25 protein-coding genes, 1 rRNA gene and 1 pseudogene are annotated in these 26,547 nt (G+C 67.9%); 14 read left to right on the top strand and 13 right to left on the bottom strand.

The genetic code is table 11. The features are described 5' to 3' along the window. Positions 1 to 6 precede the first annotated feature (6 nt). The gene (locus PV396_RS25850; protein ID WP_319208517.1) at positions 7 to 1,005 is read left to right on the top strand and encodes an inorganic phosphate transporter; all 999 of its coding nucleotides are present in this window, start codon (positions 7 to 9) and stop codon (positions 1,003 to 1,005) included. 280 nt (positions 1,006 to 1,285) lie between these two features. On the opposite strand, the gene pstB is transcribed toward PV396_RS25850, so the two are convergent. The 4 genes from pstB to pstS all read right to left on the bottom strand — a co-directional run bounded on the left by pstB (position 1,286) and on the right by pstS (position 5,449). Further along, positions 1,286 to 2,062, bottom strand: a complete 777-nt coding sequence (gene pstB, locus PV396_RS25845; RefSeq protein ID WP_319208515.1) for a phosphate ABC transporter ATP-binding protein PstB — start codon at positions 2,060 to 2,062, stop codon at positions 1,286 to 1,288. A 71-nt stretch (positions 2,063 to 2,133) separates the two neighbouring features. Continuing rightward, complete coding sequence (pstA, locus tag PV396_RS25840; protein ID WP_319208512.1) at positions 2,134 to 3,192, bottom strand: phosphate ABC transporter permease PstA; 1,059 nt, start codon at positions 3,190 to 3,192, stop codon at positions 2,134 to 2,136. Beyond that, positions 3,189 to 4,199 (bottom strand): phosphate ABC transporter permease subunit PstC, encoded by a 1,011-nt coding sequence (gene pstC / locus PV396_RS25835; RefSeq protein WP_319208510.1) that lies wholly within the window; start codon positions 4,197 to 4,199, stop codon positions 3,189 to 3,191. Before pstC ends, pstA begins: the two co-directional genes overlap by 4 nt. Before the next feature lie 122 nt (positions 4,200 to 4,321). Further along, a complete protein-coding gene (pstS, locus tag PV396_RS25830; RefSeq protein ID WP_319208508.1) occupies positions 4,322 to 5,449 on the bottom strand; it encodes a phosphate ABC transporter substrate-binding protein PstS in 1,128 nt (375 codons plus the stop codon). 408 nt (positions 5,450 to 5,857) lie between these two features. Between pstS and PV396_RS25825 the strand changes: the two genes are divergently transcribed. The 3 genes and pseudogenes from PV396_RS25825 (at position 5,858) to PV396_RS25815 (ending at position 9,305) form a co-directional block, all read left to right on the top strand. Continuing rightward, positions 5,858 to 7,423 carry an FAD-binding oxidoreductase gene (locus PV396_RS25825; RefSeq protein ID WP_319208505.1) on the top strand — a complete coding sequence of 522 codons (1,566 nt, stop codon included), beginning with the start codon at positions 5,858 to 5,860 and terminating at the stop codon, positions 7,421 to 7,423. A gap of 72 nt (positions 7,424 to 7,495) precedes the next feature. After that, positions 7,496 to 7,806: pseudogene (locus tag PV396_RS25820) on the top strand (transposase); the annotation flags it as partial. Positions 7,807 to 8,162: 356 nt separating this feature from the next. Further along, positions 8,163 to 9,305 carry a VCBS repeat-containing protein gene (locus PV396_RS25815; protein ID WP_319208504.1) on the top strand — a complete coding sequence of 381 codons (1,143 nt, stop codon included), beginning with the start codon at positions 8,163 to 8,165 and terminating at the stop codon, positions 9,303 to 9,305. 33 nt (positions 9,306 to 9,338) lie between these two features. On the opposite strand, the gene PV396_RS25810 is transcribed toward PV396_RS25815, so the two are convergent. The 7 genes from PV396_RS25810 to PV396_RS25780 form a co-directional block, all read right to left on the bottom strand. After that, entirely contained in the window at positions 9,339 to 9,851 is a 513-nt protein-coding gene (locus tag PV396_RS25810) for a hypothetical protein (RefSeq protein WP_319208503.1), read from the bottom strand. A 193-nt stretch (positions 9,852 to 10,044) separates the two neighbouring features. Then, positions 10,045 to 11,067 (bottom strand): peptidase, encoded by a 1,023-nt coding sequence (locus PV396_RS25805; RefSeq protein ID WP_319208502.1) that lies wholly within the window; start codon positions 11,065 to 11,067, stop codon positions 10,045 to 10,047. A gap of 11 nt (positions 11,068 to 11,078) precedes the next feature. Further along, the gene (locus PV396_RS25800; protein ID WP_319208500.1) at positions 11,079 to 11,606 is read right to left on the bottom strand and encodes a hypothetical protein; all 528 of its coding nucleotides are present in this window, start codon (positions 11,604 to 11,606) and stop codon (positions 11,079 to 11,081) included. Positions 11,607 to 12,201: 595 nt separating this feature from the next. Further along, positions 12,202 to 12,909, bottom strand: coding sequence for a phosphatase PAP2 family protein (locus tag PV396_RS25795; protein WP_319208498.1), 708 nt, complete (start codon positions 12,907 to 12,909; stop codon positions 12,202 to 12,204). Between the two features lie 257 nt (positions 12,910 to 13,166). Continuing rightward, positions 13,167 to 14,174 carry a bifunctional lytic transglycosylase/C40 family peptidase gene (locus PV396_RS25790; RefSeq protein WP_319209301.1) on the bottom strand — a complete coding sequence of 336 codons (1,008 nt, stop codon included), beginning with the start codon at positions 14,172 to 14,174 and terminating at the stop codon, positions 13,167 to 13,169. A gap of 87 nt (positions 14,175 to 14,261) precedes the next feature. Then, positions 14,262 to 15,032, bottom strand: coding sequence for a serine protease (locus tag PV396_RS25785; RefSeq protein ID WP_319208497.1), 771 nt, complete (start codon positions 15,030 to 15,032; stop codon positions 14,262 to 14,264). Between the two features lie 77 nt (positions 15,033 to 15,109). Then, the gene (locus tag PV396_RS25780) at positions 15,110 to 15,535 is read right to left on the bottom strand and encodes a Uma2 family endonuclease (RefSeq protein ID WP_319208494.1); all 426 of its coding nucleotides are present in this window, start codon (positions 15,533 to 15,535) and stop codon (positions 15,110 to 15,112) included. On the opposite strand from PV396_RS25780, the gene PV396_RS25775 reads away from it, so the two are divergent. The 10 genes from PV396_RS25775 to PV396_RS25730 all read left to right on the top strand — a co-directional run bounded on the left by PV396_RS25775 (position 15,458) and on the right by PV396_RS25730 (position 25,822). Next, positions 15,458 to 15,664, top strand: a complete 207-nt coding sequence (locus PV396_RS25775) for a Scr1 family TA system antitoxin-like transcriptional regulator (protein ID WP_319209300.1) — start codon at positions 15,458 to 15,460, stop codon at positions 15,662 to 15,664. The genes PV396_RS25780 and PV396_RS25775 overlap by 78 nt on opposite strands. 14 nt (positions 15,665 to 15,678) lie before the next feature. Further along, positions 15,679 to 16,047 carry a DUF397 domain-containing protein gene (locus tag PV396_RS25770; RefSeq protein ID WP_319208492.1) on the top strand — a complete coding sequence of 123 codons (369 nt, stop codon included), beginning with the start codon at positions 15,679 to 15,681 and terminating at the stop codon, positions 16,045 to 16,047. A gap of 49 nt (positions 16,048 to 16,096) precedes the next feature. Further along, positions 16,097 to 16,429: an antibiotic biosynthesis monooxygenase gene (locus tag PV396_RS25765; RefSeq protein ID WP_319208491.1), complete on the top strand. Its 333-nt coding sequence runs from the start codon at positions 16,097 to 16,099 to the stop codon at positions 16,427 to 16,429. Positions 16,430 to 16,707: 278 nt separating this feature from the next. Beyond that, positions 16,708 to 18,072 (top strand): S53 family peptidase, encoded by a 1,365-nt coding sequence (locus PV396_RS25760; RefSeq protein WP_319208490.1) that lies wholly within the window; start codon positions 16,708 to 16,710, stop codon positions 18,070 to 18,072. 515 nt (positions 18,073 to 18,587) lie between these two features. After that, complete coding sequence (locus PV396_RS25755) at positions 18,588 to 18,896, top strand: hypothetical protein (protein WP_053742551.1); 309 nt, start codon at positions 18,588 to 18,590, stop codon at positions 18,894 to 18,896. A gap of 237 nt (positions 18,897 to 19,133) precedes the next feature. Then, positions 19,134 to 20,018 (top strand): hypothetical protein, encoded by an 885-nt coding sequence (locus tag PV396_RS25750; protein ID WP_319208487.1) that lies wholly within the window; start codon positions 19,134 to 19,136, stop codon positions 20,016 to 20,018. Continuing rightward, entirely contained in the window at positions 20,008 to 21,336 is a 1,329-nt protein-coding gene (locus tag PV396_RS25745) for a hypothetical protein (RefSeq protein ID WP_319208484.1), read from the top strand. Before PV396_RS25750 ends, PV396_RS25745 begins: the two co-directional genes overlap by 11 nt. A 23-nt stretch (positions 21,337 to 21,359) precedes the next feature. After that, complete coding sequence (locus PV396_RS25740) at positions 21,360 to 22,901, top strand: SCO6880 family protein (RefSeq protein ID WP_416071491.1); 1,542 nt, start codon at positions 21,360 to 21,362, stop codon at positions 22,899 to 22,901. A 13-nt stretch (positions 22,902 to 22,914) separates the two neighbouring features. Next, complete coding sequence (locus PV396_RS25735) at positions 22,915 to 24,342, top strand: ATP-binding protein (protein ID WP_319208480.1); 1,428 nt, start codon at positions 22,915 to 22,917, stop codon at positions 24,340 to 24,342. A 4-nt stretch (positions 24,343 to 24,346) separates the two neighbouring features. Further along, positions 24,347 to 25,822, top strand: a complete 1,476-nt coding sequence (locus tag PV396_RS25730; protein ID WP_319208476.1) for a type IV secretory system conjugative DNA transfer family protein — start codon at positions 24,347 to 24,349, stop codon at positions 25,820 to 25,822. Here PV396_RS25730 and PV396_RS25725 read toward each other — a convergent pair. Together PV396_RS25725 and rrf are read right to left on the bottom strand one after the other, a co-directional pair. Continuing rightward, a complete protein-coding gene (locus tag PV396_RS25725; protein ID WP_319208474.1) occupies positions 25,811 to 26,383 on the bottom strand; it encodes a GNAT family N-acetyltransferase in 573 nt (190 codons plus the stop codon). The two genes, PV396_RS25730 and PV396_RS25725, sit on opposite strands and share 12 nt — an antisense overlap. Before the next feature lie 73 nt (positions 26,384 to 26,456). Next, positions 26,457 to 26,547 (bottom strand): 5S ribosomal RNA (rrf, locus tag PV396_RS25720); the annotation flags it as partial.

Below are 26,547 nucleotides of genomic sequence, written 5' to 3'. Positions count from 1 at the left end.
CCCTTCATGGACACCTTCGCACTGATCGTGACCATCGGCGTCGCGCTCGGATTCACGTACACGAACGGCTTCCACGACTCGGCGAACGCGATCGCCACATCCGTGTCCACCCGTGCCCTGACGCCCCGCGCGGCACTGGCGATGGCCGCGGTGATGAACCTGGCGGGCGCGTTCCTGGGCAGCGGCGTCGCGAAGACGGTCAGCGAGGGCCTGATCGAGACGCCGGTGGGCTCCTCGGGCATGGCGATCCTGTTCGCCGCGCTGGTCGGCGCGATCACCTGGAACCTGATCACCTGGTACTTCGGCCTCCCCTCGTCCTCCTCGCACGCGCTGTTCGGCGGCATGGTGGGGGCGGCACTGGCGGGCGGCACGAAGGTCTACTGGGACGGCGTCCTGGAGAAGGTCGTCATCCCGATGTTCGTCTCCCCGCTGGTGGGCCTCCTGGCCGGCTACCTGGTGATGACGGCGATCCTGTGGATCTTCCGACGCGCCAACCCCCACAAGGCGAAGCGCGGTTTCCGTATAGCCCAGACGGTGTCGGCGGCGGGCATGGCCCTGGGGCACGGCCTCCAGGACGCCCAGAAGACGATGGGCATCGTGGTGATGGCCCTGGTCATCGCGGACGTCGAGGACTACGGCGACCCGATCCCGGTCTGGGTCAAGATCGCCTGCGCGGTGATGCTGTCGCTCGGCACGTACGCGGGCGGCTGGCGCATCATGCGCACCCTGGGCCGCAAGATCATCGAACTCGACCCACCCCAGGGCTTCGCCGCGGAGACCACGGGCGCGTCGATCATGTTCACGACGGCGTACCTCTTCAAGGCCCCGGTCTCCACGACCCACGTCATCACGTCCGCGATCATGGGCGTGGGCGCGACGAAGAGGGTGAAGGCGGTGCGGTGGGGGATCGCCAAGAACATCGTCCTGGGCTGGTTCATCACCATGCCGGCAGCGGCACTGGTGGCTGCCGCCGGCTACGGGATCGTGTGGCTGGCGTTCCTGTAACTACCTTTCCCACCCACCCACCCGTTTACGGCATCTGCCCAGCCCAGGCCCAGTTGTCTCAGCCCGTCCGGCGTTTGAGGACAAGGCCCGTTCAGGGCCGTAGGGGGGTCTGGGGGCAGAGCCCCCAGGGACAGGATGGGACGGGTAGGGGCGGCGGGGGCGAGCAAAACGGGGCCCGCCCCCGGAAGGAAGCTCCGGGGGCGGGCCCTATTCGACCTCACGGTGGCACCGCCATGCAGCACCGCGAGGGGTATACGAGGAACGTACAGAGCCCCTCGGCTCAGCCGAACCGCCCCGAGATGTAGTCCTCGGTAGCCTGCACGGACGGATTCGAGAAGATCCGCTCCGTCTCGTCGATCTCGATCAACTTCCCCGGCTGCCCGACCGCCGCAAGGTTGAAGAACGCCGTACGGTCCGAAACCCGCGCCGCCTGCTGCATGTTGTGCGTCACGATGACAATCGTGAACCGTTCCTTCAGCTCACCGATCAGGTCCTCGATCGCGAGCGTCGAGATCGGGTCGAGGGCCGAGCACGGCTCGTCCATCAACAGCACCTTCGGCTCCACGGCAATCGCCCGCGCGATGCACAACCGCTGCTGCTGCCCACCCGAAAGCCCCGAACCGGGCTTGTTCAGCCGGTCCTTGACCTCGTTCCAGAGGTTCGCGCCCTTGAGCGACTTCTCCACGATGTCGTTCAGCTCGGACTTCTTGTACGAGCCGTTCAGCCGCAGCCCCGCCGCCACGTTGTCGTAGACCGACATCGTCGGAAAGGGGTTCGGCCGCTGGAAGACCATGCCGACCTCACGCCGTACCGCCACCGGGTCGACCCCGGCGCCGTACAGGTTCTCGTCGTCGAGCATGACCTTGCCGTCGACGCGCCCGCCGGGCGTGACCTCGTGCATGCGGTTCAGGGTGCGCAGGAAGGTCGACTTGCCGCAGCCGGAGGGGCCGATGAAGGCCGTCACCGAGCGCGGCTCGACCGTCATCGAGATGTCCTCGATCGCGCGGAAGGAGCCGTAGTAGGCGCTGAGGCCGCTTACGTCGATTCGCTTGGCCATGGGTATCACTGCTTCTTTCGAGGGGGCGGCCGACCACGGGGGCCGACCAGAGGTCGCTGTCGATGGCCGCGTCAGCGACCTGTCTTCGGGGCCTTCCAGCGGGCGATACCGCGAGCTCCGAGGTTGAGGATCATCACAAAGGCGATCAGCGTGAGCGACGCCGCCCAGGCACGGTCGTACGCCGCCTCCGCACCACCACTGTTCGCGTACTGCTGATAGATGTACAGCGGCAGCGAGGCCTGCGCACCCTCGAAGGGGTTGTTGTTGATGAAGGGGTTGCCGAAGACCAGCAGCAGCACCGGTGCCGTCTCGCCCGCGATACGGGCGACGGCCAGCATGACGCCGGTGGTGATGCCGCCGATGGCGGTCGGCAGGACCACCTTCAGGATGGTGCGCCACTTCGGGATGCCGAGCGCGAGGGACGCCTCGCGCAGCTCGTTCGGTACGAGCTTCAGCATCTCCTCCGTCGAACGGACGACCACCGGCATCATCAGGATGGCCAGGGCCAGCGAGCCGGCGAAGCCGAACGGCTGCATCTCGAACTGCAGCATGAGGCTCAGGATGAACAGACCCGCGACGATCGACGGGATGCCCGTCATGACGTCCACGAAGAACGTGACCGCCTTGGCCAGCGCGCCGCGCCCGTACTCCACCAGGTAGATCGCGGTGAGTACGCCGATCGGCGCGCCGATCGCGGTGGCCAGCCCGACCTGCTCGAGGCTGCCGATGATGGCGTGGTAGATGCCACCGCCGGGCTCGCTGTCGGCGACGACGCCCATGGAGTGGGTCAGGAAGAAGACGTCGAGGACCTTCACACCGCGCGAGACGGTCGTCCACAGCAGGGAGACCAGCGGTACGAGGGCGAGCAGGAAGGCGACCCAGACCAGCGAGGTCGCGATGCGGTCCTTGGCCTGCCGCTTGCCCTCGACACGCGTGGCGATGACGTACGTACCGACGACGAAGATGATCGCGGCGATCAGGCCCCACTGGACGCTGCTCTCCAGGCCGGCGGCGAAGCTGATGCCGATACCGAGCGCGACGGAGGCGCCGGCCAGCGCCCACGGGAACCACTTGGGGAGCCTGGCGCCCTGCAGGGAGCCGGGGCGCTTCTCGGCTACGACGGTGCTCATGCGTTGGCCCCCGAGTACTCGGCGCGGCGGGCGATGATCGCGCGGGCGGCGCCGTTGACCACCAGAGTGATGACGAACAGGACCAGACCGGAGGCGATGAGGGCGTCACGGCCGTACTCCGAGGCCTCGCCGAACTTGGCGGCGATGTTCTGCGCGAAGGTGCCGCCGCCCGGGTCGAGCAGGCTGGTCTGGATGAGGAAGCTCGGGGACAGGACGGTGGCGACGGCCATCGTCTCGCCGAGCGCGCGGCCGAGGCCGAGCATCGACGCGGAGATCACCCCGGAGCGGCCGAAGGGCAGCACCGCCATGCGGATGACCTCCCAGCGGGTGGCGCCGAGGGCCAGCGCGGCCTCCTCGTTCATCCGGGGGGTCTGCCGGAAGACCTCACGGCTGACGTTCGTGATGACGGGGAGGATCATGATCGCGAGCAGGACGCCCACGGTCAGCATCGAGCGGGGCGCGCCCTCTTCCCAGGAGAAGATGCCGGTCCAGCCGAGGTAGTCGTTGAGCCAGCCGAAGAGGCCGTTCATGTGCGGTACGAGGACCAGGGCGCCCCACAGGCCGTACACGATGGACGGTACGGCGGCGAGCAGGTCGACCACGTAGGCGATGGGACCGCTCAGCCTGCGCGGGGCGTAGTGCGTGAGGAACAGCGCGATGGCGACGGCGACCGGGACGGCGATGGCCATGGCGATGATCGAGGAGACCACCGTGCCGAAGGCCAGGACGGCTATGCCGAACACCGGCGGGTTGAGGTTGGCGTTCCACTCGAAGGTGGTGAGGAAGTTGCCCTCGTCCTTGCTGATGGCGAGGACCGCGCGATAGGTCAGGAAGATCGCGATCGCGGCCATGATCGCCAGCAGCAGGATGCCCGAGCCTCGGGAGAGACCGAGGAATATCCGGTCACCGAGACGGGTGGCGCCGCGGGCGGCGCGCTTCTCCTCAGCCGAGGGGGGCTGGGGGGCTGCGGGTGGGGTGGTGTCTGGGTTCTTGGTGGTTGTGTCCATCGGGTTCTCCGGTCTGCGGGGCCGCACCCGGGGATGCGGCTCCTGGCGGCGGTGCACCGGACGGTGCGGGCGGGTTCCGTCGGCGGCGGTGGCCGACGGCGGAACCCGACCGCACTCTCAGATCAGGCCAGGCTCTCGACGGTGGTCCGAACCTTGGCGATGATGTCGGCGGGGATCGGCGCGTAGTCGATCCCGCTCAGGATTCCCTGGCCCTCTTCGCTGGTGATGTAGCGGAGGAAGGCCTTCGTGGCGGGCAGGGTGTCCGCCTTGTTGCCCTTGTCACAGGCGATCTCGTACGTGACCAGGGTGATCGGGTACGCGCCCTCGGCCTTGGTGTTGTAGTCCAGCTTCAGCGACAGGTCGCTGCCGGTGCCGACCACCTGGGCGGCCGCGATGGCCTTGGTGGCGGAGTCGGAGGACGGCTTGACCGGGGCGCTGGCGCCCGTCGCGACGGACACCGTGGACAGGTCCTTGGCGTAAGACAGCTCCATGTAGCCGATCGCGCCCGCGGTCTGCTTGACCTGCGCGGCGATGCCTGAGGAACCGGAGGCCGCCTGGCCGCCCTTGGCCTGCCAGGCCTTGCCGCCCTCGTACTTCCAGTTCTCGGGGGTGGTGGCGATCAGGTACTTGGTGAGGTTGTCCGTGGTGCCGGAGTCCTCGGAGCGGTGGAACGCCTGGATCTTGGTGCTGGGCAGCGTCGCGCCCGGGTTCAGCGCCTTGATCGCCGGGTCGTCCCACTTGCTGATCTTGCTGTCGAAGATCTTCGCGAGGGTGGGCGCGTCCAGGACGAGGTTGTCGACACCCGGGAGGTTGTAGGCGAGCGCGATGGCTCCGCCGACCGCCGGGAGGTCGATGCCCGTGCCGCCGGTGCAGATCTTCTTGGAGGCGGCGACGTCCTCGGGCTTCAGCGCCGAGTCGGAACCGGCGAAGGCGACCGTGCCCTGCGTGAACGCGGTGACACCGGCGCCGGAGCCGCCACCCTTGTAGTTGATCTGCACGCCGGGGCAGGCGGCCGTGAATGCCTTGACCCAGGCGTCGATCGCGTTCTTCTGCGCGGAGGATCCGTCGGCCAGCAGCTGGCCCTTGGCGTCGTCACACTTGATGGAGCTGTTGGCCGCGGTGGAGGCGCCGCCGCCGGCGGACTTGTCGGTGCCGGTGTCGTCGGAGCCGCACGCCGTGAGGGCCAGGGCGCCGGAGACGGCGAGAGCACCGAGGGTGAGGGCCCGCCGGTTCATGCGCTGAAGCTTCACTGTCGGGTGTTTCCTTCCAGGAGCCGCCGTCCTGAATCCGGCGGCGTGCGAGGTCGCGAAGTATGGGCGGAGCCGGGGCGCCCGGGTGGGCACACGCGGCACCGGTAAGGCCGAAAGTAGGCAGATCAGGTGAAGCCGCCTACGGGCGCGGGTGAACGGCGGGTGAACCCCTGCGGTCGGTGCGGTGAGGTCACGGAACGCTTACGGGGAGAACACGTGTGGGTCCCGACCGGCAGAACGGCCCCGCCCGTCCGTCTCCTGCTGTACAAGCCCGGAATACCTCCATCCCCTTCCTCCCGCAAACGCAGCGGGGAGTGGAACTAACGATGCATGGAACCCGTCTCGTTCGACGGGAGCCGCGAGGGCTCAACCCGAGGGACCCGAGGACCTGTGACATCGAGGAGCACCATGCAGCGGCGTACGTTCATGGGAGGCGGCGCGGCGGCCGCCCTGACGGCGATGACGACGGCGGCGGCGTGCACGGGCCCGAAGGCAGAGGCGGGAGCCAAGGCGGCCCCCACCACACCCTCGGGCACCACGCCTCTCACCGCGACGAGCGCCTCTTCCCCCGCCAACTGGACGGCCCTCGCCCGTGACCTCGACGGCCCGCTGATCCGTCCCGGGGACGCCTCCTGGGCGGCGGCCCGCCAGCTCTACAACACCCGCTTCGACAGCCTGAAGCCGGCCGCGGTGGCGTACGTGGCCCACGCGGACGACATCCGTACGGTCCTCTCCTACGCCCGCGCCCACTCCGTCCCCGTGGCGATCCGCAACGGCGGCCACTCGTACGCGGGTTGGTCCTCGGGCAACGGCCGCCTGATCGTCGACGTGTCGAAGCTGAACCGCGTGCGGGCGGGCGGCGGCACGGCGGTGATCGGCGCGGGCTCGAAACTCATCGACGTCTACCGCGCCCTGACGGCGAAGGGCGTCACGATCCCGGCGGGCTCGTGCCCCACGGTGGGAGTCTCGGGCCTGACGCTGGGCGGCGGCCACGGAGTGGTGTCCCGGGCGTACGGCCTGACCTGCGACAGCCTCACCCAGGCCACCCTGATCACGGCGGACGGCCGCCAACTGACGGCGAACGCCACCACGAACAAGGACCTCTTCTGGGCCCTGCGAGGCGCGGGCAACGGCAACTTCGGCATCGTCACCGAACTCCACTTCCGCACCCACCCGGCGCCGCAGGCGGTCGCGGCGTACATGTCCTGGCCGTGGCGGAAGGCGGCGGCGGTCATGAAGGCCTGGCAGGAGTGGGGCCCGACGCAGCCGGACGAGATCTGGTCGGCCCTGCACGTGGCGAACGCGGCGGGCGGGACCCCCACGATCTCCATCTCGGCGTTCTCGCTCGGCACCTACCGGGAGCTGCAGAACGCGGTGGACCGCCTGGCGGACAGAATCGGTTCCCCGGCCAGTAGCGTCTCGCTCAGGCGCCGCTCGTACGAGGAGGCGATGGAGGTGTACGCGGGTTGCTCGTCCTTCGCGACGGACGCGCAGTGCCACCTGCCGGGCCGCACACCGGGCCGCTCCCCACAGGGCGCGCTGGGCCGGGAGACCTACGCGGCCCGCTCGGACTTCTTCGACCGCTCGCTCTCCCCGGCGGGCATCCAGACGCTGCTCTCCCGGATGACACAGGTCCGGGGCGGCTCGGGCAGCATCGCGTTCACGGCCCTCGGGGGCGCGGTGAACCGGGTCTCACCGACGGCGACGGCATTCGTCCACCGCCGCAGCAGGATGCTGGCCCAGTACATCGTGTCCTGGCGCGCGGGCACGACGGGCACAACGGCCCAGTCCTGGCTGACATCAACCCACAACGCGATGTCCCCGTACGCCTCGGGCGCCGCCTACCAGAACTACACAGACCCAACCCTGAGAAACTGGCGCAAGGCGTACTACGGGGCCGCGGGGCCGCGTCTGCAGAAACTGAAGCACCAGTACGACCCGACCCGCGTGTTCACGTACCCCCAGGCACTGTAGGAACCGATGACCGAGCCGGCATTCCCAGCCTGCCCCCACCCCTGCCTCGGCCCAGGCTGAGCGCCGATTTCAAAGCCCCGGCGCTTTCATGCAGACAAGGCAGACGACGCACCTCACCCGCGGTGGTGATTATAGGAAAAGACATCGGCGCCCGTATCGCCCGCAAGGCCATCGACTCCGGCGAAAGGCTCGGCCGCCACAGATGGATCATCGAGCGCACCACGTCCTGGCTGACCGGATATCGCAGACCCAGCCCCCGCTACGAGCGGAAAAAAGGCAACCACCTGGCCTTTCTCGGATCGGTGGCCGCTCTCTGCCGCTACGAACGCCTCCTGGGACCGGCTGTGCGGGAAATGGTTCAAGCCGGTTCTGAACAGCCCTGAACCGTGGTCGGCTCCGGCGCGCGTCGACGGTTTTCTCACAACCGGTGCGAGGGCTCCGAGTGCGCCAATTCCTCCTTCCTGGCATTGTTTTGCCGATTGACGGTGTGTCAAGGGTGCGGGACCGTAGGGGTGGTTTCAGTGTGTCCTTTCGTGACCTCGGTAGAAAGCTTGACCTGGCAGCCGAGATTTCCTCAACAAACGCGGTCTCGTTTCCCTTTTTCGGCTCCCCATGACGTCTATCAGGGGTGCACTGAAGACCAAACTGAGCGTAAATCCTGGCGAGTCGCATAGGCCACCGTATCGACATTCCTCAGGTCGTCGCTCGGAAAGCGGTACACAGACGCAGAGGAGGAAACATGTCGAAGAATCATCAGGCCAACAGGGGCCGACGAAGCAGCAGATATGTCGTGACGGTCGTGGCGGCGGCGACAGCGCTGTTCGCGGCTCAAGGCACCGCGTCGGCAACCATTCCGGCGTTCGCGTCCCATGTCGAGTACGACACGGGAGCCGGTCCCGTGGCAGTGAAGGTGGGCGACTTCGACGAGGACGGCCACCTCGACCAGGCCGTGAACAACAACTCGGACAACACCGTGTCGATCCTGCTCGGCAACGGCGACGGCACCTTCGACACCCACGTCGACTACGCCGTCGGCAGCGTCCCGGACGGACTGGAGATCGCCGACTTCGACGAGGACGGCCACCTCGACCTGGTCTCGGTCAACAGCGACGCCAACACCGTGTCGATCCTTCTGGGCAACGGCGACGGCACCTTCGACACGCACGTCGACTACAGCGTGGGGACGTACGCGGTCAAGGTCGCAGTGGCCGACTTCGACGAGGACGCGAACCTCGATCTGGCCGTCACGAACGTCCTGGACAGCACGGTGTCGATCCTGCTGGGCAACGGCGACGGCACCTTCGACACCCACGTCGACTACGGCGTGGAAATTTGGCCCTACGGGGTCGACGTGGCTGACTTCGACAAGGACACGAACCTCGATCTGGCCGTGACCAACGTCGGTGACAACACCGTCTCGATCCTGCTGGGCAACGGCGACGGCACCTTCGACACCCACGTCGACTACGCGACAGGAAGCTCGCCCGACCGGATCGTGACGGAGGACTTCGACGGGGACACCAATACCGACCTGGCGATCGCCAACCTGGAGGACGCCACGGCGTCGGTGCTGCTGGGCAACGGCGACGGCACGTTCGACTCGAAAGTCGACTACGCAACGGGCGCGGGCCCGCTGTCGATAGACCGTGCGGACTTCAACGGCGATTCGGCCGTCGACCTGGTGACCGCGAACGCGGTCGGCACGGTGTCGGTGTTGCCGGGCCACGGGGACGGCACCTTCGGCGCCAAGGGCAACTGGTACGTCGCCGCCGGGGCGTTCTCCGTGACGGTGGGGGACTTCAACGAGGACACACGCCCTGATGTGACGACCGCCATCATCTCTACGGACGAGGTGTCGGTCCTGCTCAACACCACAACCTGATGAGCCGACCGACGCCGGCTCATCGACTGGTCCCTAGGCGACCGAATGCGTGAGCGTGCCGGAGTAGGTGCCTGCCACGGAGGTGGCAGGCACCGACACGTTCAGCGTCGGCTGCCAGGTCACGGAGCTGGTGACCGCCAACTGGGTGCTGTAGCTGAAGGCTGTCCGGGAGGCGCTCAGCGGAACGCGATTGCTTGCGGTGGCCTGGCCGGGAACAGGGGTTCCCGGGCCCGACTTCGACACCACGGGACCCGACCAGTAGCTCACGTTGCCGGGTGTAATGGTCTCCGAAGGTGAGCCGCCCCCCGTCTTGAAGCTCGTGACCGAGACCGTCGCCACCCAGGTCCGGTTATTGCTGCTGGTCACCTTCACCGACCCGAGTTTCACGATCCCCGTCTGGCCCGCCTGTACCGCCCCCAGACTGCCCGTCGCCGGCACGGTGATCACAGGGGGCGCCAGCACGGCCCGGGGAACGGCGAAGACCGGCGAGATCGTCATGGTCTTCGCTTCCGCCGCGGCCTCCGGCGGCAGAACCAAGCAGCCCACACACAGCATTCCTCCGGTCCCGATCCGCAAAGAGATCCGGGGCCATGAGAGGGATCTTGATCCCACTCATGCTCCTTTCTACGCACCCGCAAAATGGCTGTTCACCATACTGAGGGACTCGAAGATATCTGTGTGTCCTATCGGCGCCCGAACCGAGCCGGGTTCACCCGGCCGGCCAGGGAAGAGCCTTCAGTCAGGTTTTCAGGTGGCGCGTTACGGACCGGTACCTGAAGAGCAGCAGGACGGCACCGCTCGAAGCCAGCAGACCCACCCCCGTATACCAGTACGGACGGTTCGACGAACTCACCATCCACGCGGTGGACATACCGCCGGGTTCCGGAAAGGTCAAACGGGCGGAAAGGCTGTGCCGCACCATTCCGCTTTCCAGTTCCAGCCGCGCGGCCCAGGGCCCGGTGGGCAGACTTCTGTTGAGTCCTTCCACCCTGACGCGTCCGGAGCCGCCCGGCGGAAGCGTCGTCCCCTCGGTGACCGGATGGACCCCTGCGTCCAACCCACCGGGGCCGTCCCAGAGATGAAGCTTCCCCCTCAGATCCAGGGCCCGCTTACCCGTGTTGTGCACCTGGGCGACGATGCTGGGCCTACCGTCCTTGCTGCGGAGCGCGACGATCTTCTTGATCCGAAAGTCCGCGTACTCCCCGCTGTCACTGATGTCCAGATACACCCGCGTTCCCACGCGCATGATCGAGCCGATGTTGTGCCGTTCGTCGGGTGGTGTTCCGCTTTCCGCCCACACCACCGCGTAGCGCTCTCCCGGCGTCGCGGTGGCCGGCACCTTGATCGTGACCTTGGCCTCGGTCTTCTCCCACGCACCGAGGGTGAGCACGGAGGGCTTCACACTGGTCCACCGGGTCAGTTCGTTGGGCTTCCGGCCCTCGGCGAAGGCGAACTGGTTGTCCGCGATCCCTGCCGCGCCCGCGTACAGCTTCACCGCACGCCCGGTGTCGCTCTTGTTGGCCACTTCGAACCGGCGCTCGATGACGGTTCCCGGCTTCAGATGATCGACGATGTACTTCAAGGCACGGGGGTCGTCGCGACGGACGAGCGGGGCCTCGAGGAGACGGAACCCGACGTATCCAGGATCGGACGAACCGTTGGCCTCAGTGGCCGCAGCGGCTCCCGGCATGCCCAGAAACGTCAGGGCGAGCGCGGCCAGAGCCGCGCCCGGCACTCGCAAGGACAGGTTTCTTCTCCACATGTCCGGGACGCTCAGGAAACCGAATGGGTGATGACGCCCGAGTAGTCACCGGACACATTGCCCGCTGGCACGGCGACGCTGACCGACGGGTTCCACGTGACGGCGTTGGCGCCATCGCCACTGGCCCGAACGTAGGCATTGCGCTGCGCGGTCAGGGTTCCCACAGTTCCCGGAGTGTGCGGAGGATTGGTCTCCGCGACGGGGTTGCCTGGCGTGTACGTCACTTGCCCTCCCGAAATCGTCTCGGAGGCCGTGCCGGTGCCCGTCGTGAACGCGGTGCTCAGTGCCACCGTCGCCGTCCAGGTGCTGTTCAACTGGGAACGCTGATCATTCACTGTGACGTTGCCGAGTGAGCCGGACGCAGTGCCGCCAGGTGCGGCCGACGAGAGAGCCGCGCTGTCAGGCGCACTGATGGCCAGCCCTGACGTCGCGGTCACGGTGAACGTGGTGGTCGTGTCGGCGGCCGTCGCGGGCAGGGATGTCATCACGACGGCACCGATCGCCACAGCGGAGGCAATCGCCACGTTACGAACGCGCATTCTCACTCCTCACAAAGGTGATCATTGATACAAGCACACTTGTCCCATTTGGACCGCCGGAGTCCGGACAGACGCTCGGACCATGCCGTTGCAGTAACCAGAAAACCCTGTCAGCCCATACGGGTTGCGCACACACCTCATGCCTTGTGTGCCTGCCGCCGAGATCGCGGGTGGAGGCAGTGCGTGCCCAGCGACGGGTCAGCGCGGTCGGCATGCTCGTGGTGTGCCGCCTCGTAGGCTTCCCGGCCCGGGGCCGCGGCTACGCCTTCTTCCGCCGCGGGCCCGAGAAGGGGGCTGCTCTCGGAGTCGAGACACGGCTTCCGAGGCGGCAACGCCGGTGCGGCCCAAGTCACGTTTCCCGCTCACCCGTTCACCGCATCTGCGCAGCCCAGGCCCAGGCAGACCCAGCCCGCCCTTCCTCCCACCACCCCCACCCCTCGCAGCACAAGCAGAACCCCTCCACAACGTCGGCCCCGCGTCTCCAGCCCGCCCTGCGATGGAGGACAAGCACCTTCAGCACGATCCGGGGGTCCCGGGGAAGCGCTCCCAGGGACAGGACGGGACCGTAGTGACGGCGGGGGCGAACCAAGGCCCGTTACGCCGCCAGGTCCCGCTCCCCGTCACCGGCCTCCGCCCGAGCCCCCGGGACCACAGACCCCCGTCCCGCGCCCGAGCCCGCACCCCGAGCACGAATCAACGCCCCACCCCAAGCCGACCCCTCAACAGCCCGGGTAACCGGAGTAAGCAGCGCCATGGCCAACGGCGACAGCAGCAACGCGACCGCCGTCCCCAGCGCGAACCCACCCACCACATCGGTCGGGTAGTGCACCCCCATGTAAACCCGGCAGAACCCCTCCACCAACGCGATCCCTATCCCCGCGACCCCGAACCTCCGGTTCGCCACGAACAGCCCGACCCCCATCGCCATGGTGATCGTCGCGTGATCGCTCACGAACGAGTAGTCGGTCTTCCCTGAGACCAGAACCTCGAGCCCCTGATGATCGAGAAAGGGCCGGGGCCGCTCCACGAAACCCCGTATCGGGATGTTCACGATCACGGCGACAGCCGCGGCAAGCGGCGCCCAGACTAGTGCGGCCACGGAAGAGACCGCCTCGTCCCCACCCCGCCGCCGCACACTCCACCAGCACCACACCACGAGGACGACCATCGCCGCCAACAGCCCGTACTCACCCACGACTTCGACCACCCGGTCGAACCACCGGGGCGCGTCCTTGGCCAGACCGTTGATGTCGTAGAGCAGGTCGACGTCGGGGTTCGACCCGGTTTCGGCGAGACCAGCCATGGTGCTGCGGCCCTTCGTCGTCATGTCCAGAGCGCACTGCTGCGTGCGCCGCTCCTGCCCACCCCGTGACGCGGGGACCCCCCACTGTCCACGCCTGACACGTGCCACAGGCGCCCGATCCGGCCGCCGGTGAATCCACCACTGGAACAGGAACGCACACCCTCCGTTAATACGTTCCACTCTCCACCGAATGATCACGCAGACGTTATCGAAGAGAGACGCATACGCGCAGCTCAGGGGAGGGTTTCACGCTGCGCTCACACGGCCGTGGGCAACGCTTTCGCGCCATCTTCGGTGACCCGGGTCGCCCCGAAGTAATCGGGGGTGTCGATGGGATCGAACCGAATGACCGCACCGGTCCGCGGCGCGTCAATCATGTAACCGCCACCCACATAAATCCCCACATGCCGGATGGCCCGCGAGTTGGTGAGATCGTCGGAGAAGAAGACGAGGTCGCCCGGCAGCAACTCCGCCCGCGAGGGATGCGGCCCGGCGTTGTACTGGTCGTTCGCCACCCGCGGCAACTCGATGCCCACCCTCGCGTACGCGGCCTGGGTGAGCCCGGAGCAGTCGAAGCGTCCTTGCTGCTCAGCGGTACCGGTGCCGCCCCAGAGGTAGGGCGTGCCGAGCTTCTCCTGGGCGTAGTTGATCGCCCCGGCCGCCTGCTCGGAGGGGTCGACGCGCCCCACAGGAGCGGCAAAGCTGGCCTGCAGCGTGGTGATGGTCTTCACATAGTTCCGGGTCTCCGAATACGGCGGTACGCCCCCGTATTTGAGGACGGCGTACGCCCCCGCGTTGTAAGCGGCGAGCATGTTGTGCGTCGGGTCTCCGGGCGCGTCCTTCACGTACGAGGCGAGCTCGCAGTCGTACGACGCGGCCGACGGAATCGCGTCATTCGGGTCCCAGACGTCACGGTCGCCGTCACCGTCGCCGTCGATTCCGTGCGTGGCCCACGTACCAGGGATGAATTGCGCTATCCCTTCCGCCTTTGCCGGACTCTTGGCATTCGGATTGAATCCGCTCTCCTGGTACAGCTGCGCGGCGAGCAGGGCGGGATTGATGGCGGGGCACAGATTGCCCCATTTCTGTACGAGTGCCGAATACGCGGCCGGCACGGCCCCCTTGGCGAGGGCGACGGTCCCGCCGCCCACCCCACCGGCGACGTTCCCGGCGACGAGATAGACGCCGACGACGAGCAGCATCACGAAGCTGAGGGCGCCACCGACGGCAACACTCGCCACGATCCATGCCTTACGCACCGTCAACCGCCCCTCACCGCCAGGGAGTACGCCCACGTCAGTGTAGAGGCGCTACCCAATGCTCGGGGTGATCATGACGAAAACGCGCCGCGCTCAGGAGGACCCGGACGCCTCCTCATACAGAGCGGCAGCCGCACCCCCCAACACCGCGCTGTAGGAAACGTCATCAGTCGCCCCACCCTGCTCGAACCCGCCGAGCACCCCCGTCACTTCCCCCCGCGCATCCACCCAGGGACTCCCACTCGTCCCGTCCGTAAAGCCGGGACACTCGATGCGCTGTTGCGTACGGCTGTGCGCGGTCGGCCGGTTGGTACAGCTGAGCGGCGCGTCCCGCACGTTGGGATACCCGGTGACGACGACCGTGGCGGCCCCGGTGGCCCGCCCCGTGACAAGGACGTTCGCCCCCACGGCATCCTCCAGATCCTGCCTGTGCTTCGAAGCGACGGTGGCGAAGGCGAAGTCGCTGTCCTCGTCGGAACGATCGCTCCAGGCCTTCGGCACAAAGGTCTGGGTCACCCGCCACACCCCGTAGGGCGCCCGCCCGTCCCGATACCCGGGCACGAACACGACGTCGGTGTCCCCGTCCCCTCCAAGACAGTGCGCGGCGGTGAGAATCACATCCCGCCCCCCACTACGCACCACAGAAGCCGTACAGAAGTGCCCGCCCTCCAGATCACCGCTGAACAGGGCCCCTACACGGGCACTCCGAGGCACCGCCCGCGCCACGGCGACAACCCGGAGCACCCCTGAGGAGGCACTGCCCGGCCCGGCCCCGGAGACGGAGGTGACGGCGAGCAACGCGACCACGGGAAACAGCACGTGCCACCGCTGATGACGAGGCCGAGGACGAGTGAGTCGCTTCATCAGTGGCCACTCTGACGCCCGAAATCAAGAAGAGGCACACCTCGTCGCTGAGAATCGTGCGTGAACCCGTAAAAGCTCTACGCCCCGGACTTGCGACCCGAACGCGGAGCCACCCCGTACACAGGGAACCCGTCGGTCACGATCTCGACGCCGAACGGCTCGGGCAGCAGCACGGACTCCCCGAACTTGCCCGTCAACACGTCACGGTAGGCGCCGTTGTCAGGTCGGGTGTGCAGGGCCCAGGTGGCCTTTCTGGGATCGATGGCAAGGAGGACGGGTACGCGAACGACGGCGTACCAGTCGGCCTTGTCCCTGATGTCCCGGGACTTCTCGGACTGGGAGATGACCTCGACGGCGAGCGCGGCATCCGCAGCGTCGGCCAACCAGTCGTCGTCCTCTTCCCACTCGACGGGCAGCACGATCAGATCTGGCGTCGCATAGTCGTCCGGGTCTTCCGGCAGGGCGATCGAGGACACCTCGTACACGTCCAGACCGTCACACACGGCCTCGCCTTCCTCGACGCCGAGGCGGAGTTGCGCAAATACCGCACACTGTTCGACCGTATCGAGGCCATGGCGCTCGACCCGGAGAAGTCCCGGGAGCTCATCCACAACGTGATACGAGACCTGTGAAGGGACGGATCCCCATGACTCCGCACTGGCAGAAGTCGTCGTACTGCTCCGAAGGCGCCTCCTGCGTCCACATAGCCGCCACCCCCGAAGGCATCCACCTCACCGAATCCGGCGACCCCACCGGAGCCACCCTCACCACCACCTCCACGACCTTCCGCGCCCTCCTCACCACCCTGAAGACGGACGCGCCCCCACCGAAGGAATTCACCCTCGTCACAACCCCCGAAGATTCGGACAACCCCGACCCCGACACCCTCGTCCATCTCCACTCAACCACTACTCCCGGCACAGTCGTCACCACCGACCGCCAGAGATGGGACACCTTCGTTCTCGGCGTGCGGGCAGGCGAGTTCGATCACTTCGTCCGACCGAGGAGTGCCTGACGTCAGTAGTCTTGGCGTCACACACTCCTTACCGACGGAGGCTCTCCGCATGACCACCTCGTTCGCCCGCCCCGAACCGCCGTACTACGCAGTGATCATCACCACCCGGCCGGCCGAGGATCTCGAAGGCTACGCGGCGATGAGCGAGCGCATGGCCGAACTCGGTGAGGCGCAACCCGGCTACCTCGGCCGCGAGTCGATGACGGACGAGCAGGGCCGCGACCTCGTCGTCATCTACTACACGGACGAGGCCGCGATAACGGCCTGGAAGGCCCACCCGGAACACCTCGAAGCGCAACGGCTCGGACGTCAACGCTGGTACTCCTCGTACAGCGTTGAGGTCGCCCGAGTGGAACGCGCCTACGCGTACAGCCGGGACTGACCTCCCGCACGGACAGCCGCTCCCCCGTCCACAACATGTGGATGACTCGTGCACATGGTCAAGCCACACCCTCCCCCCACCCATCACCACGTCAGTGATCGGTAACCCAGCAACCCCCTTCAGTCACGCGGAAGTCAGGATTCCGCAACCCATCTTGTTGTCACGTACTCAACAAGCGAAGGTCGTCGCGGGCCGCCAACCCGCCGCCGGGGACACCGCACCGGCGGCCAACCCCCACCCGCACTGCCCCTGCCAACCCCCTAACAGGAGGCTGTACGTTGCGTACGTCACCCCCCAGCAGCCAGTCCACGCACGGCAGATGGCGCCGCATAGGCACCGCCGCCGTGGCCACCGCAGCGCTCGCTCTCGCCGGGCTCGGCACCGCGGCCCAGGCCGGAGCAGCGACCCCCGCGCCCTCGGCGACCCCCAAGGTCACCGCGAAGACCATCGCCGCGCAGGTCGCCAAGGCCCACGTGAGCTACACCAACCAGTGTGACGCGACCCCGGCGAAGGGCTTCGCGTCCTGCAGTGCCCTGCGCGTCACCGGCGGCACCACCGCCTTCCAGGAGGAACAGGCGGCGAGGAGGGGCACCACGCCCGCGACCATCAAGCCGCACGCCACCTCGGCCACCCCCACCGGCTACGGCCCCAGCAACATCCAGTCCGCCTACGGACTGACCTCCGCCGCCTCCTCCAAGGGCTCCGGCGAGACCATCGCGATCGTCGACGCGTACGACGACCCGAACGCGGCGGCCGACCTCGCGGCGTACCGCTCGTACTACGGCCTCCCGGCCTGCACCGTCGCCAGCGGCTGCTTCAAGAAGGTCAGCCAGAGCGGCTCCACGACCTCCCTCCCCGCCGCCGACAGCGGCTGGGCCGGTGAGATCTCGCTCGACCTGGACATGGCCAGCGCCACCTGCCCGAACTGCAAGATCCTGCTGGTCGAGGCCACTTCCGCCTCGATGGCCAACCTCGGCACGGCCGTGAACCGCGCGGTGACCCTGGGCGCCAAGTTCGTCTCCAACAGCTACGGCGGCTCGGAGTCGTCCTCCGACACCAGCTACGACACTTCGTACTTCAACCACCCCGGCGTCGCCATCACGGTCAGCGCGGGCGACTCGGACTACGGCGCCGAGTACCCGGCGGCCTCCAAGTACGTCACCTCCGTCGGCGGCACCAAGCTGTCCACCGCCTCCAACACCCGCGGCTGGACCGAGACGGTGTGGAAGACCAGCAGCACCGAGGGCACCGGCTCCGGCTGCTCCGCGTACGACGCGAAGCCGACCTGGCAGACCGACACCGGCTGCACCAAGCGCATGATCTCCGACGTCTCCGCCGTGGCCGACCCCGCGACCGGCGTCTCGGTCTACGACACCTACGGCGAGAGCGGCTGGGTCACCTACGGCGGCACCAGCGCAGCCAGCCCGATCATCGCGGGCGTCTACGCCCTCGGCGGCACCCCCTCCACCGGCTCCTACCCGGCGCAGTTCCCCTACAAGGTGGCCGGCACCTCGGCCCTCAACGACGTGACGTCGGGCAACAACGGCACCTGCTCCACGAGCTACTTCTGCACCGCCGGCGCCGGCTACGACGGCCCGACCGGCCTGGGCACCCCGCAGGGCCTGACCGGCTTCACCGGCTGATCCCCGACCAGCAGAACAACCAGAACCGCCAGAACCACCAGATCAAGCCAAATCGCAACTGATCACACAAACGCCACCGGAGGTCGTGGGGATCACCGGCGGGCACTGGGGAACGGGCCGCGGCTGCCAGCCGCGGCCCGTCGCCATGTCCGAGGTCCGCGATAGCCTTTACCTGGATACGAACCGTCAGAAGCGGTCCGTGTCCGTACTGGTGGCCGCGGCTGGCCATCGGTGGTCAACGACGGAACCACACCACAGGTTCCGCCCACACCTCATTGCTCGGCGTAACCTGCCGTGATACACAGAGTGACCATACGATCCGTTCAACCCCTCGCACACCGTCCCGCGCTCCCCCATAGGGTGCCGCGAGGGTCGGTGGCAAGGTATTCGTACGAAACCCGCCAATCAATGACTTCAAGTCGACATACGACAGGGTCATTGTCGGCGAGAATGGACCTGACCTCTGCACTGCGGCAGGGGGCGCGCGGAACTACCCGACAGGGGCGGTGACTTACATGTGGCTTGCGGCCGAAAAGGGCGACATCAACACCATCATCGGCGGGATCGCTCCGGACTGGGGCCCCTTCGGCAGCCTGGGCACCGAGGCGAAGACGATGGTTCAGGTCGTGATGGCCGTGGCCATCCTGATGTGCCTGGGCATCGCGATCTGGGGTGCGGCGAAGCAGCGTATCGGCGCCACGGCGCTACGTGACACCTTCAGCGCGGAACAGGGCAAGGGCCTCATCATCGCCGGCCTGACGGGTGTGTTCATCATCGGCTCACTCGGCACCCTCTTCACGATCGTGTACGGCATGGCCGTGTAGCCGGCGCCACCCCGCGTGGCGCGTCTCGTCAGTCGGACCACCCGGGTGCGCCCGGTTTCTTCACTCCACCATCCACCCACCCGTTGTGCCCACCGACTGAGGTTGCGTCTCCCTGATGTCGAGTCACCACACCGCGCCCGCGCGGGGACCAGCACGGCTACCGTCGTACTGTCACGCGTACCCGTACGCGTGGATTCGACACGAGTTCGCAACGAGTTCGAGGGGGACGGACGCGCAATGAGCCTTGGTGACAGCCAGAGCAACGGCGACTCCGCGCGCTCCGACGACGGCGGGTACGGCGGCACCGGCCAGACCCGCACCCGCTACCACGACCAGGGAACCGGCGGCCCGTACGGCGGCGCCCGGCGCCCCAAGTCGTCCCGGGGCATGGTGACGGGCGTCGCCGTGGTCGCCCTCCTCATCGCGGCGATCGCCTTCGCGAACCGTGGAGGAGACGATTCCTCTAACTCCGCGTCCTCCACGGCGGGCAGCGGCTCCGGCGGCACCAGCGGCAGCGCCGGCCAACCCGACACAGCACCCACCGCGGCCTCCGGCGAGCAGCCGGTCACGAAGAAGGCGGCCGGCATCCCGACAGGGTTCGCCCACAACCGCGAGGGCGCCCAGTCGGCAGCCGCCAACTACGCGGTGTCCCTGGGCTCGACCGGCATGTTCCGCAAGGACACCCGGGACTCGATCGTCGACGCCCTCTTCACCAGCGAGGCCGCCGCCGAACAAAAGCCGTTGCTGGACAAGACCTATTCGGCGAACCTCCTCACGAGACTCGGCCTCGACGCGGGCGGCAACGCCCCCGAGGGCAGCACGTTCGTCTCCCGCGTGACCCCAGTCGGCACGAAGACCGTGGCGTACGGCGGCGCCACCGCCACGGTCGACATCTGGTACGTCGGCCTGAGCGGCATCGCCGGTGAGAAGTCCACCAATCCGGTTACCTCGTCCTGGAACACCTGGACCTACGACATGCGCTGGTCGGGCGACGACTGGAAGATCGTCTCCTACGCAGCGAAGGACGGCCCCAATCCGGTCCCCGGCGACGACAGAGCCGCCGACTCCGACGAGATCACCAAGGCCATCGACGAGTACGGAGGGTTCACCTATGCCCGGTAACACGCCAGCTAGGCCCTACCTCGTGCTCAAGCTCGCCGGCGCGCTGACAGCCGTACAAACGACGGCCGTGCTCCTGGCCTCCCAGGCGTACGCGGACCCGACGCCTTCCGCCACCCCCTCGCCGACGGCCGGAAAAGAAGAGTGCGCGCTGCTCACCGGCGACGCGAAGGATCTCTGCGAGGTCCAGCAGGGCGGCGCCGGCACGGGCTCGGTCCCCAACCCCACCTCCACCCTCGACCCCCTCTCCTCCCTCGCCAAGGGCTGCGCCGACGCCGCCTCCTGGACGGTCGACAAGCTCAGCGAGGCCGTGAAGGAGACCGCGAGCGTCGACTTCACCAACACCAAGTTCCTCCAGCAGTACGCGGTCGTCTTCGCCGCGTCCACCGTCCTGACCCTGGTGCTGTGGCTGCTCGCGGTCGCCAAACGGGCCATGCGGGGCGTCCCCCTCACCACGGCCGTCTCCGAGGCCATCGGCTTCCTCTGGCTGACCGTCCTGGCCTCCGCCTTCACACCCCTGATCCTCTACACAGTCGTCTCGGCGACCGACGGAGTCACCGAGGTCCTCGCGGGCGCGACCGGCGACCAGACCGACACGTTCTTCGGCACCTTCTCCGGCGCGCTGGCCAAAGGCCAGGACATCGGCGGCGGCCCGATCATGCTGATCGTGGTGTCCATGGTGTCGATCCTCGCGGCCGGCATCCTCTGGCTGGAGCTCGTGATCCGGGCCGCCCTGCTGTACGTGGGCGCACTGCTCGGCACGGTCGTGTACGCGGGGCTGGTCGACAAGAACCTGTGGGGGCACGTCCGCCGCTGGGCCGGCATCATGATCGCGGTCATCCTGGTCAAACCGGTGATTGCCATCGTCCTCGGCCTCGCCGGAGCACTCTCCACCAACGACGGCCCGGACGCCTTCTCGGCCGTCGTCTCCGGCCTGTCCATCATCCTGCTCGCCATCTTCGCGAGCGCCATGATCTACCGCTTCGTCCCCGGCTTCGGCGACGAGATCGCGAACTCCCGCAACAACCGCATCATGCAGGGCGCCGAAGGCAAGGCCGCCGCAGTGATCAGCTCCCCGGCGACCCTCGTCGCCCAGGGCATCAAGACCCACAGCAGCCGGGCGGACAACAACGGGGGCGGTGGAGGCGGCGGCCAGTCGTCCTCCGCGGCGCGCCCCGCCAACCCCGTCTCCGGCGGCGTGGCCGCGCACAGCTCGCGGCCCTCGGGCGGCGGCGGATCTGTCCCCTCCGCCGCACCCCCGCCGCGCAGCAGCCCGCACGCAGGCAACCGATCCAACCGCCCTGGAGGTGACGGGCGTTGACCACCGATTCCCATGTGGCCCATGTGGCCCACACGGTCTCGCCCCGCCGTACGTATCTCATCGGCCGCGCCCGGCCGAACGCGATCGTCGGCCGCAACCGCGAGTCCGGCGAGATCGCGCTCATCATCGTGGGCGCCTTCCTCGGCATGGTGTGCGGCCTGGTCGTACCCGTTCTGGCCCTGCGCATCGTGCTGCTGACCGGCTTCCCGATGCTGGCACTCGCCGTGGTGTACGTCCCGTACAAGCGCCGCACGTTCTACAAGTGGTTCGAGATCAACCGCAGTTACAAGCGCACGCTCCGCCAGGGCACGACCTACCGCAGCTCCGTCATGGAGGCCGGCACCCAGATCGACGGCCGCGAGGTCGAGATCGGCCCGCCCCCGGGCATCGGCCGCATCAACTGGCTCGCCGCCCCCTTCGGCCCGGACGAGATCGCCGTACTCCTGCACGCCGACCGCCGTACGGTGACGGCGGCGATCGAGATCGAGGGCCCGGGCGTCGGCCTGCGCGACAGCGAGGACCAGGAGGCCCTCGTCGACCGCTTCGGCACGCTGCTCAAGCACGTGGCGAACGGCGACGGCTTCGTCACCCGCCTCCAGATCCTCGCCCGCACCCTCCCCGCCGACCCGGACGCCCACGCCAAGGACGTGGCCGTACGCGGCGACGAGAAGTCCCCCCCATGGCTGCAGCACTCCTACGACCAGCTCCAGTCCATGGTGTCGACGAGCAGCGAACAGCACCGCGCGTACCTCGTCGCCTGTATGCACTTCACCCGTGAGCTGGCCGCCGAGGCCCACACGATGGCGCGCGCCGCCCGACCGCAGCACGGCAAGAAGGTCGACCGCGACGCGGGACTCGCGGTCGTCATGGCCCGCGAGATGACGGACATCTGCTCGCGGCTCCAAGAGGCGGACATCCGCGTCCGCCAGCCCCTCGGCCAGGGCCGACTGGCGTCTCTCATCCACTCCATGTACGACCCGGACCACCCGATCGACCACCTCCAGGCGATGACGAAGCGCAACGCCTGGCCGGCCGAACTGGACGCCATGGAGCCGACCTACCTCCAGGCGAAGACCCGCGAGTCGTCGACGCGCGCCCCCTGGTGCCACTCCACGGCGTGGGTGAAGGAATGGCCGATGACGCCGGTGGGCGTCAACTTCCTCGCGCCGCTCCTCGTCCACACGCCCGACGTCATCCGCACGGTGGCGGTCACGATGGACCTCGAACCCACCGAGGTCGCCATCGAACGCATGCTCACCGAAAAGACCAACGACGACGCCGAGGCGAGCCGGGCCGCCAAGATGAACCGCACGGTCGACCCGCGCGACATCGCCTCCCACAACCGCCTCGACCAGCGCGGCGAGGACCTCGCGAGCGGCGCGGCCGGCGTCAACCTGGTCGGCTACATCACCGTCTCCTCCCGCTCACCCGAGGCCCTGGCGCGCGACAAGCGCACGATAAGGGCGTCCGCCGGCAAGTCGTATCTGAAGCTCGAATGGTGCGACCGAGAGCACCACCGAGCGTTCGTCAACACTCTCCCGTTCGCCACCGGAATCCGAAGGTAGGGCTGATGCGCTGATGCGGGACCCGCTGACCGCCCTCACCGACACCTTCACGTCCTTCCTCTTCGGCAAGGTGGAGACGACCCGCCTGCCCGTCCGCACGTCCACCGGCCAGGCCCAGGCCGTCTACCTCCCGACGGCGGCCCCCGGCCTCGGCGACTCCGGCGTCATCATCGGCCGCGAGGTGTACTCCGGCAAGGGCTACATCTACGACCCCTTCCAGCTGTACGGCCAGCAACTCCCCGCCCCGCACTGGCTGGTGCTGGGCGAATCGGGCAACGGAAAATCAGCCCTGGAGAAGACCTACGTCCTGCGCCAACTCCGCTTCCGGGACCGCCAGGTGGTCGTCCTGGACGCGCAGGGCGAGGACGGCGTCGGCGAATGGAACCTCATCGCGGAGGAGTTGGGGATAACCCCCATCCGCCTGGACCCCATGGCCGCCCTGGACATGGGCATCCGCCTGAACCCCCTCGACCCCGCCATCACCACCACAGGCCAGCTGGCTCTCCTCCGTACGATCATCGAAGTGGCGATGGGCCACGGCCTCGACGAACGCTCGGGCTTCGCCCTGAAGGTCGCGCACGCCTACGTCAACGAGACGATCGTCGAACGCCAGCCCGTCCTGACGGACATCGTCGAGCAACTCCGCCACCCCGAGCCGGAGTCCGCGGAAGCGATGAACGTCGCCATAGACGACGTACGGGCCTGGGGTCTCGACGTCGCCCTGGTCCTGGACCGCCTGGTCGACGGCGACCTGCGAGGCATGTTCGACGGTCCGACCACGGTCGGCATCGACCTCGACGCCCCCCTGATCGTCTTCGACCTGTCCCACATCGACCGCAACTCCATCGCCATGCCCATCCTGATGGCGATCATCGGCGTCTGGCTGGAGCACACCTGGATCCGCCCCGACCGGAAGAAGCGCATCTTCCTGGTCGAGGAGGCCTGGCACATCATCAGCAGCCCGTTCGTGGCCCAGCTCTTCCAGCGCCTGCTGAAGTTCGGCCGCCGCCTCGGCCTGTCCTTCGTGGCGGTCGTCCACCACCTGTCCGACGTGGTGGACGGAGCGGCGGCGAAGGAAGCCGCCGCGATCCTGAAAATGGCCTCGACCAGGACGATCTACGCCCAGAAGGCCGACGAGGCCAGAGCAACAGGCCGCGTCATCGGCCTACCGCGATGGGCGGTCGAAATCATCCCCACCCTGACACCGGGCATCGCCGTCTGGGACGTCAACGGCAACGTCCAGGTGGTCAAACACCTGGTCACGGAAACCGAACGCGCCCTCGTCTTCACCGACCGGGCCATGACGGAATCGTCCCGCGACCGCGAACTGACCGACGACGCCCTCAGAGCAGCGGAACTGGAAGCCGAGGAACGCGCGGCGGCCTTCGTCGAACAGCACCTCAGCGACCTCGACGACTCCCCCGAGTCAACGGTGGCATGAAGCGATGAGACCGGACGCAGGCCAGCCAGAACAGCAGGGCCAACGCGGCGTCTCCGACGGCCTGTTGATCGGCCTGATCGGCTTCCTGCTGGGCCTGACGCTACTGGTCTGGTCGGCAACAGGCCTGGCCGGCGTCCTGTCCCACGGCGCCTGGCCCCAGGGCATCACGTTCACCCGTACTCCGGAGGCCCTGCGCCACCTGATCACGGACCCCCAGGACGTCCCGGGCGCCTGGCCGACGACACCCCCGAACCAACTCTCGGGCTGGGGCCTGTTCTGGGGCCTGTTCATCGGCCAACTGATGATCCTGTCGGTCCTGACGATCTTCACCGTGGGCACCCTGGCCCGCTGGAAGGCGGTACGGACGGCGAGGAGGGCATCTCGCGGCGAGGTCCCCCAACAACGCACGGAGCCGCTGGCCGAAGCGGAAAGGCCCCTCGAAGAGCCTGCCCACACGCAGCCACAGCCACAGCTCCCCGAACCACCACCGTCACCGGAACCCGCAAAGGCGCTGTCGACGGCACCCATGGCAGCAGACAGCAAACGGGTGGGTGGGTGGGAAACAATCTTCTACGGCACCCAAGACACCCGCACACCCCCCGCAACCGAAGCCATCCAGAACGCCGAGGGCCCCGCCCTAATCATCACCTCGAACCCCACCCTCTGGCAGGAGACAAAGGACGCCCGAGCCAAACTCGGCCCCACCCTCCTCTACGACCCCACCCACCTCTGCGACACCCCGGCCCGCCTCCACTGGCCCCCCACCACAGGCTGCGAGGACAGAAACACAGCGGCAGCGCGAGCTGCCGCTCTCCTCACTCCGGTCCGCCCCACCGCGAAGATCGACCGAACAACGACCGAAACCGCGGAAACACTCCTCCGCAGCTACCTGCACGCCGCCGCGATAGACGCCCGCACGATCCGCCACGTACACCGCTGGTCCCAGGGCATCAACGTCCAGGAAGCCGTACGCATCCTCCGCACCAACCCCAAGGCGGCCCCCGGCGCCGCCGGCGAACTCGAGGCCACCCTGACCGCGTACCCCGAACGCCGGGACATCGCCCAGGAGCTGACAGGCCGAGCCCTCGCCGCACTGTCGACGGTGAACATCCGCGAGGCGTGCGCGGCGAACCGAAGTGATGCCCTCGCGCTGGATTCCTTCATCGCGGAAGGGGGCACGCTTTATGTGGTCGGTGAACCTATCGAGGACCCCAGGACGAACCCGGGCGCGATGCCCCTCCTGACCGCACTGGCCGCAAGCGTGGTCGAGCGCGGCCGGCGCATGGCCGAACGGTCATCCTCCGGTCGCCTCGACCCACCACTGACCCTGGTCCTGGACGACGTCGCAGCGGTCGCCCCTCTCCCCCAGCTCCCGGAGCTACTCACCACCGGAACAGACCGAGGCATGCCCACCATGGCCCTGCTCCGGTCAAGAGAACAACTCCGTTCCCGCTGGCCCCACCACGACCTACAGGTGTGACTCCCGCTCCAGCACGAACTCCAGCTCCATCTCAGCCCCGGAGCCATCCGCACCCCCACCCACCGGCACACTGACCCCACTGGGTACGAACCCCACGCGCCGGTAGAACCGCTGCGCCCGGACGTTGTCAGGGTGCACGATCAACCGCACCCGCTCAGCGCCCGCGGCCTCCCAGGCCCACTCCAGCGCGGCGTCGAAGAGAACATCGGTCAGCCCGCACCCACGATGCTCGGGCAGCATGAACACTCCGACGATGTGCCCTTGCCGCCGCTCGACAGGGAACCCGGCCCAGTCGGCGGTCCCCGCGTCCTCAACAAGCACCACCAGGCCCCCGACCCACTCTCCGTCGGGCCCCTCGGCAATGATCTGCTGAGCACCGGTCGCACCTTCGGCCCCCCGCTGCACCCGCTCCTGCCAGAAGGAGTCAGGCCGGCCCACAACCTCCTCGTACGTCTCCAGAAAGGCGAGATGCGCGATGGGATCCTGCAGGGCAGCCAACCGAAGCTTCTTGGCGGCACGCCACTCGTCCGCGCGCACGGACCTGACCACAAAGCTACTCATAGAGATCACCGTAATACCCCCCGGAAAACAGAAAACCCCCGCACTTGAAAGTGCGGGGGTTTTCCCAATATTTGTTCGGCGGTGTCCTACTCTCCCACAGGGTCCCCCCTGCAGTACCATCGGCGCTGTGAGGCTTAGCTTCCGGGTTCGGAATGTAACCGGGC

This window comes from Streptomyces sp. ME02-8801-2C (genome assembly GCF_033793965.1).
Classification (GTDB): Bacteria; Actinomycetota; Actinomycetes; order Streptomycetales; family Streptomycetaceae; genus Streptomyces.
The sequence above is the reverse complement of the archived record's forward strand: the minus strand, read 5'-3'. Positions and strand labels throughout refer to the sequence as shown.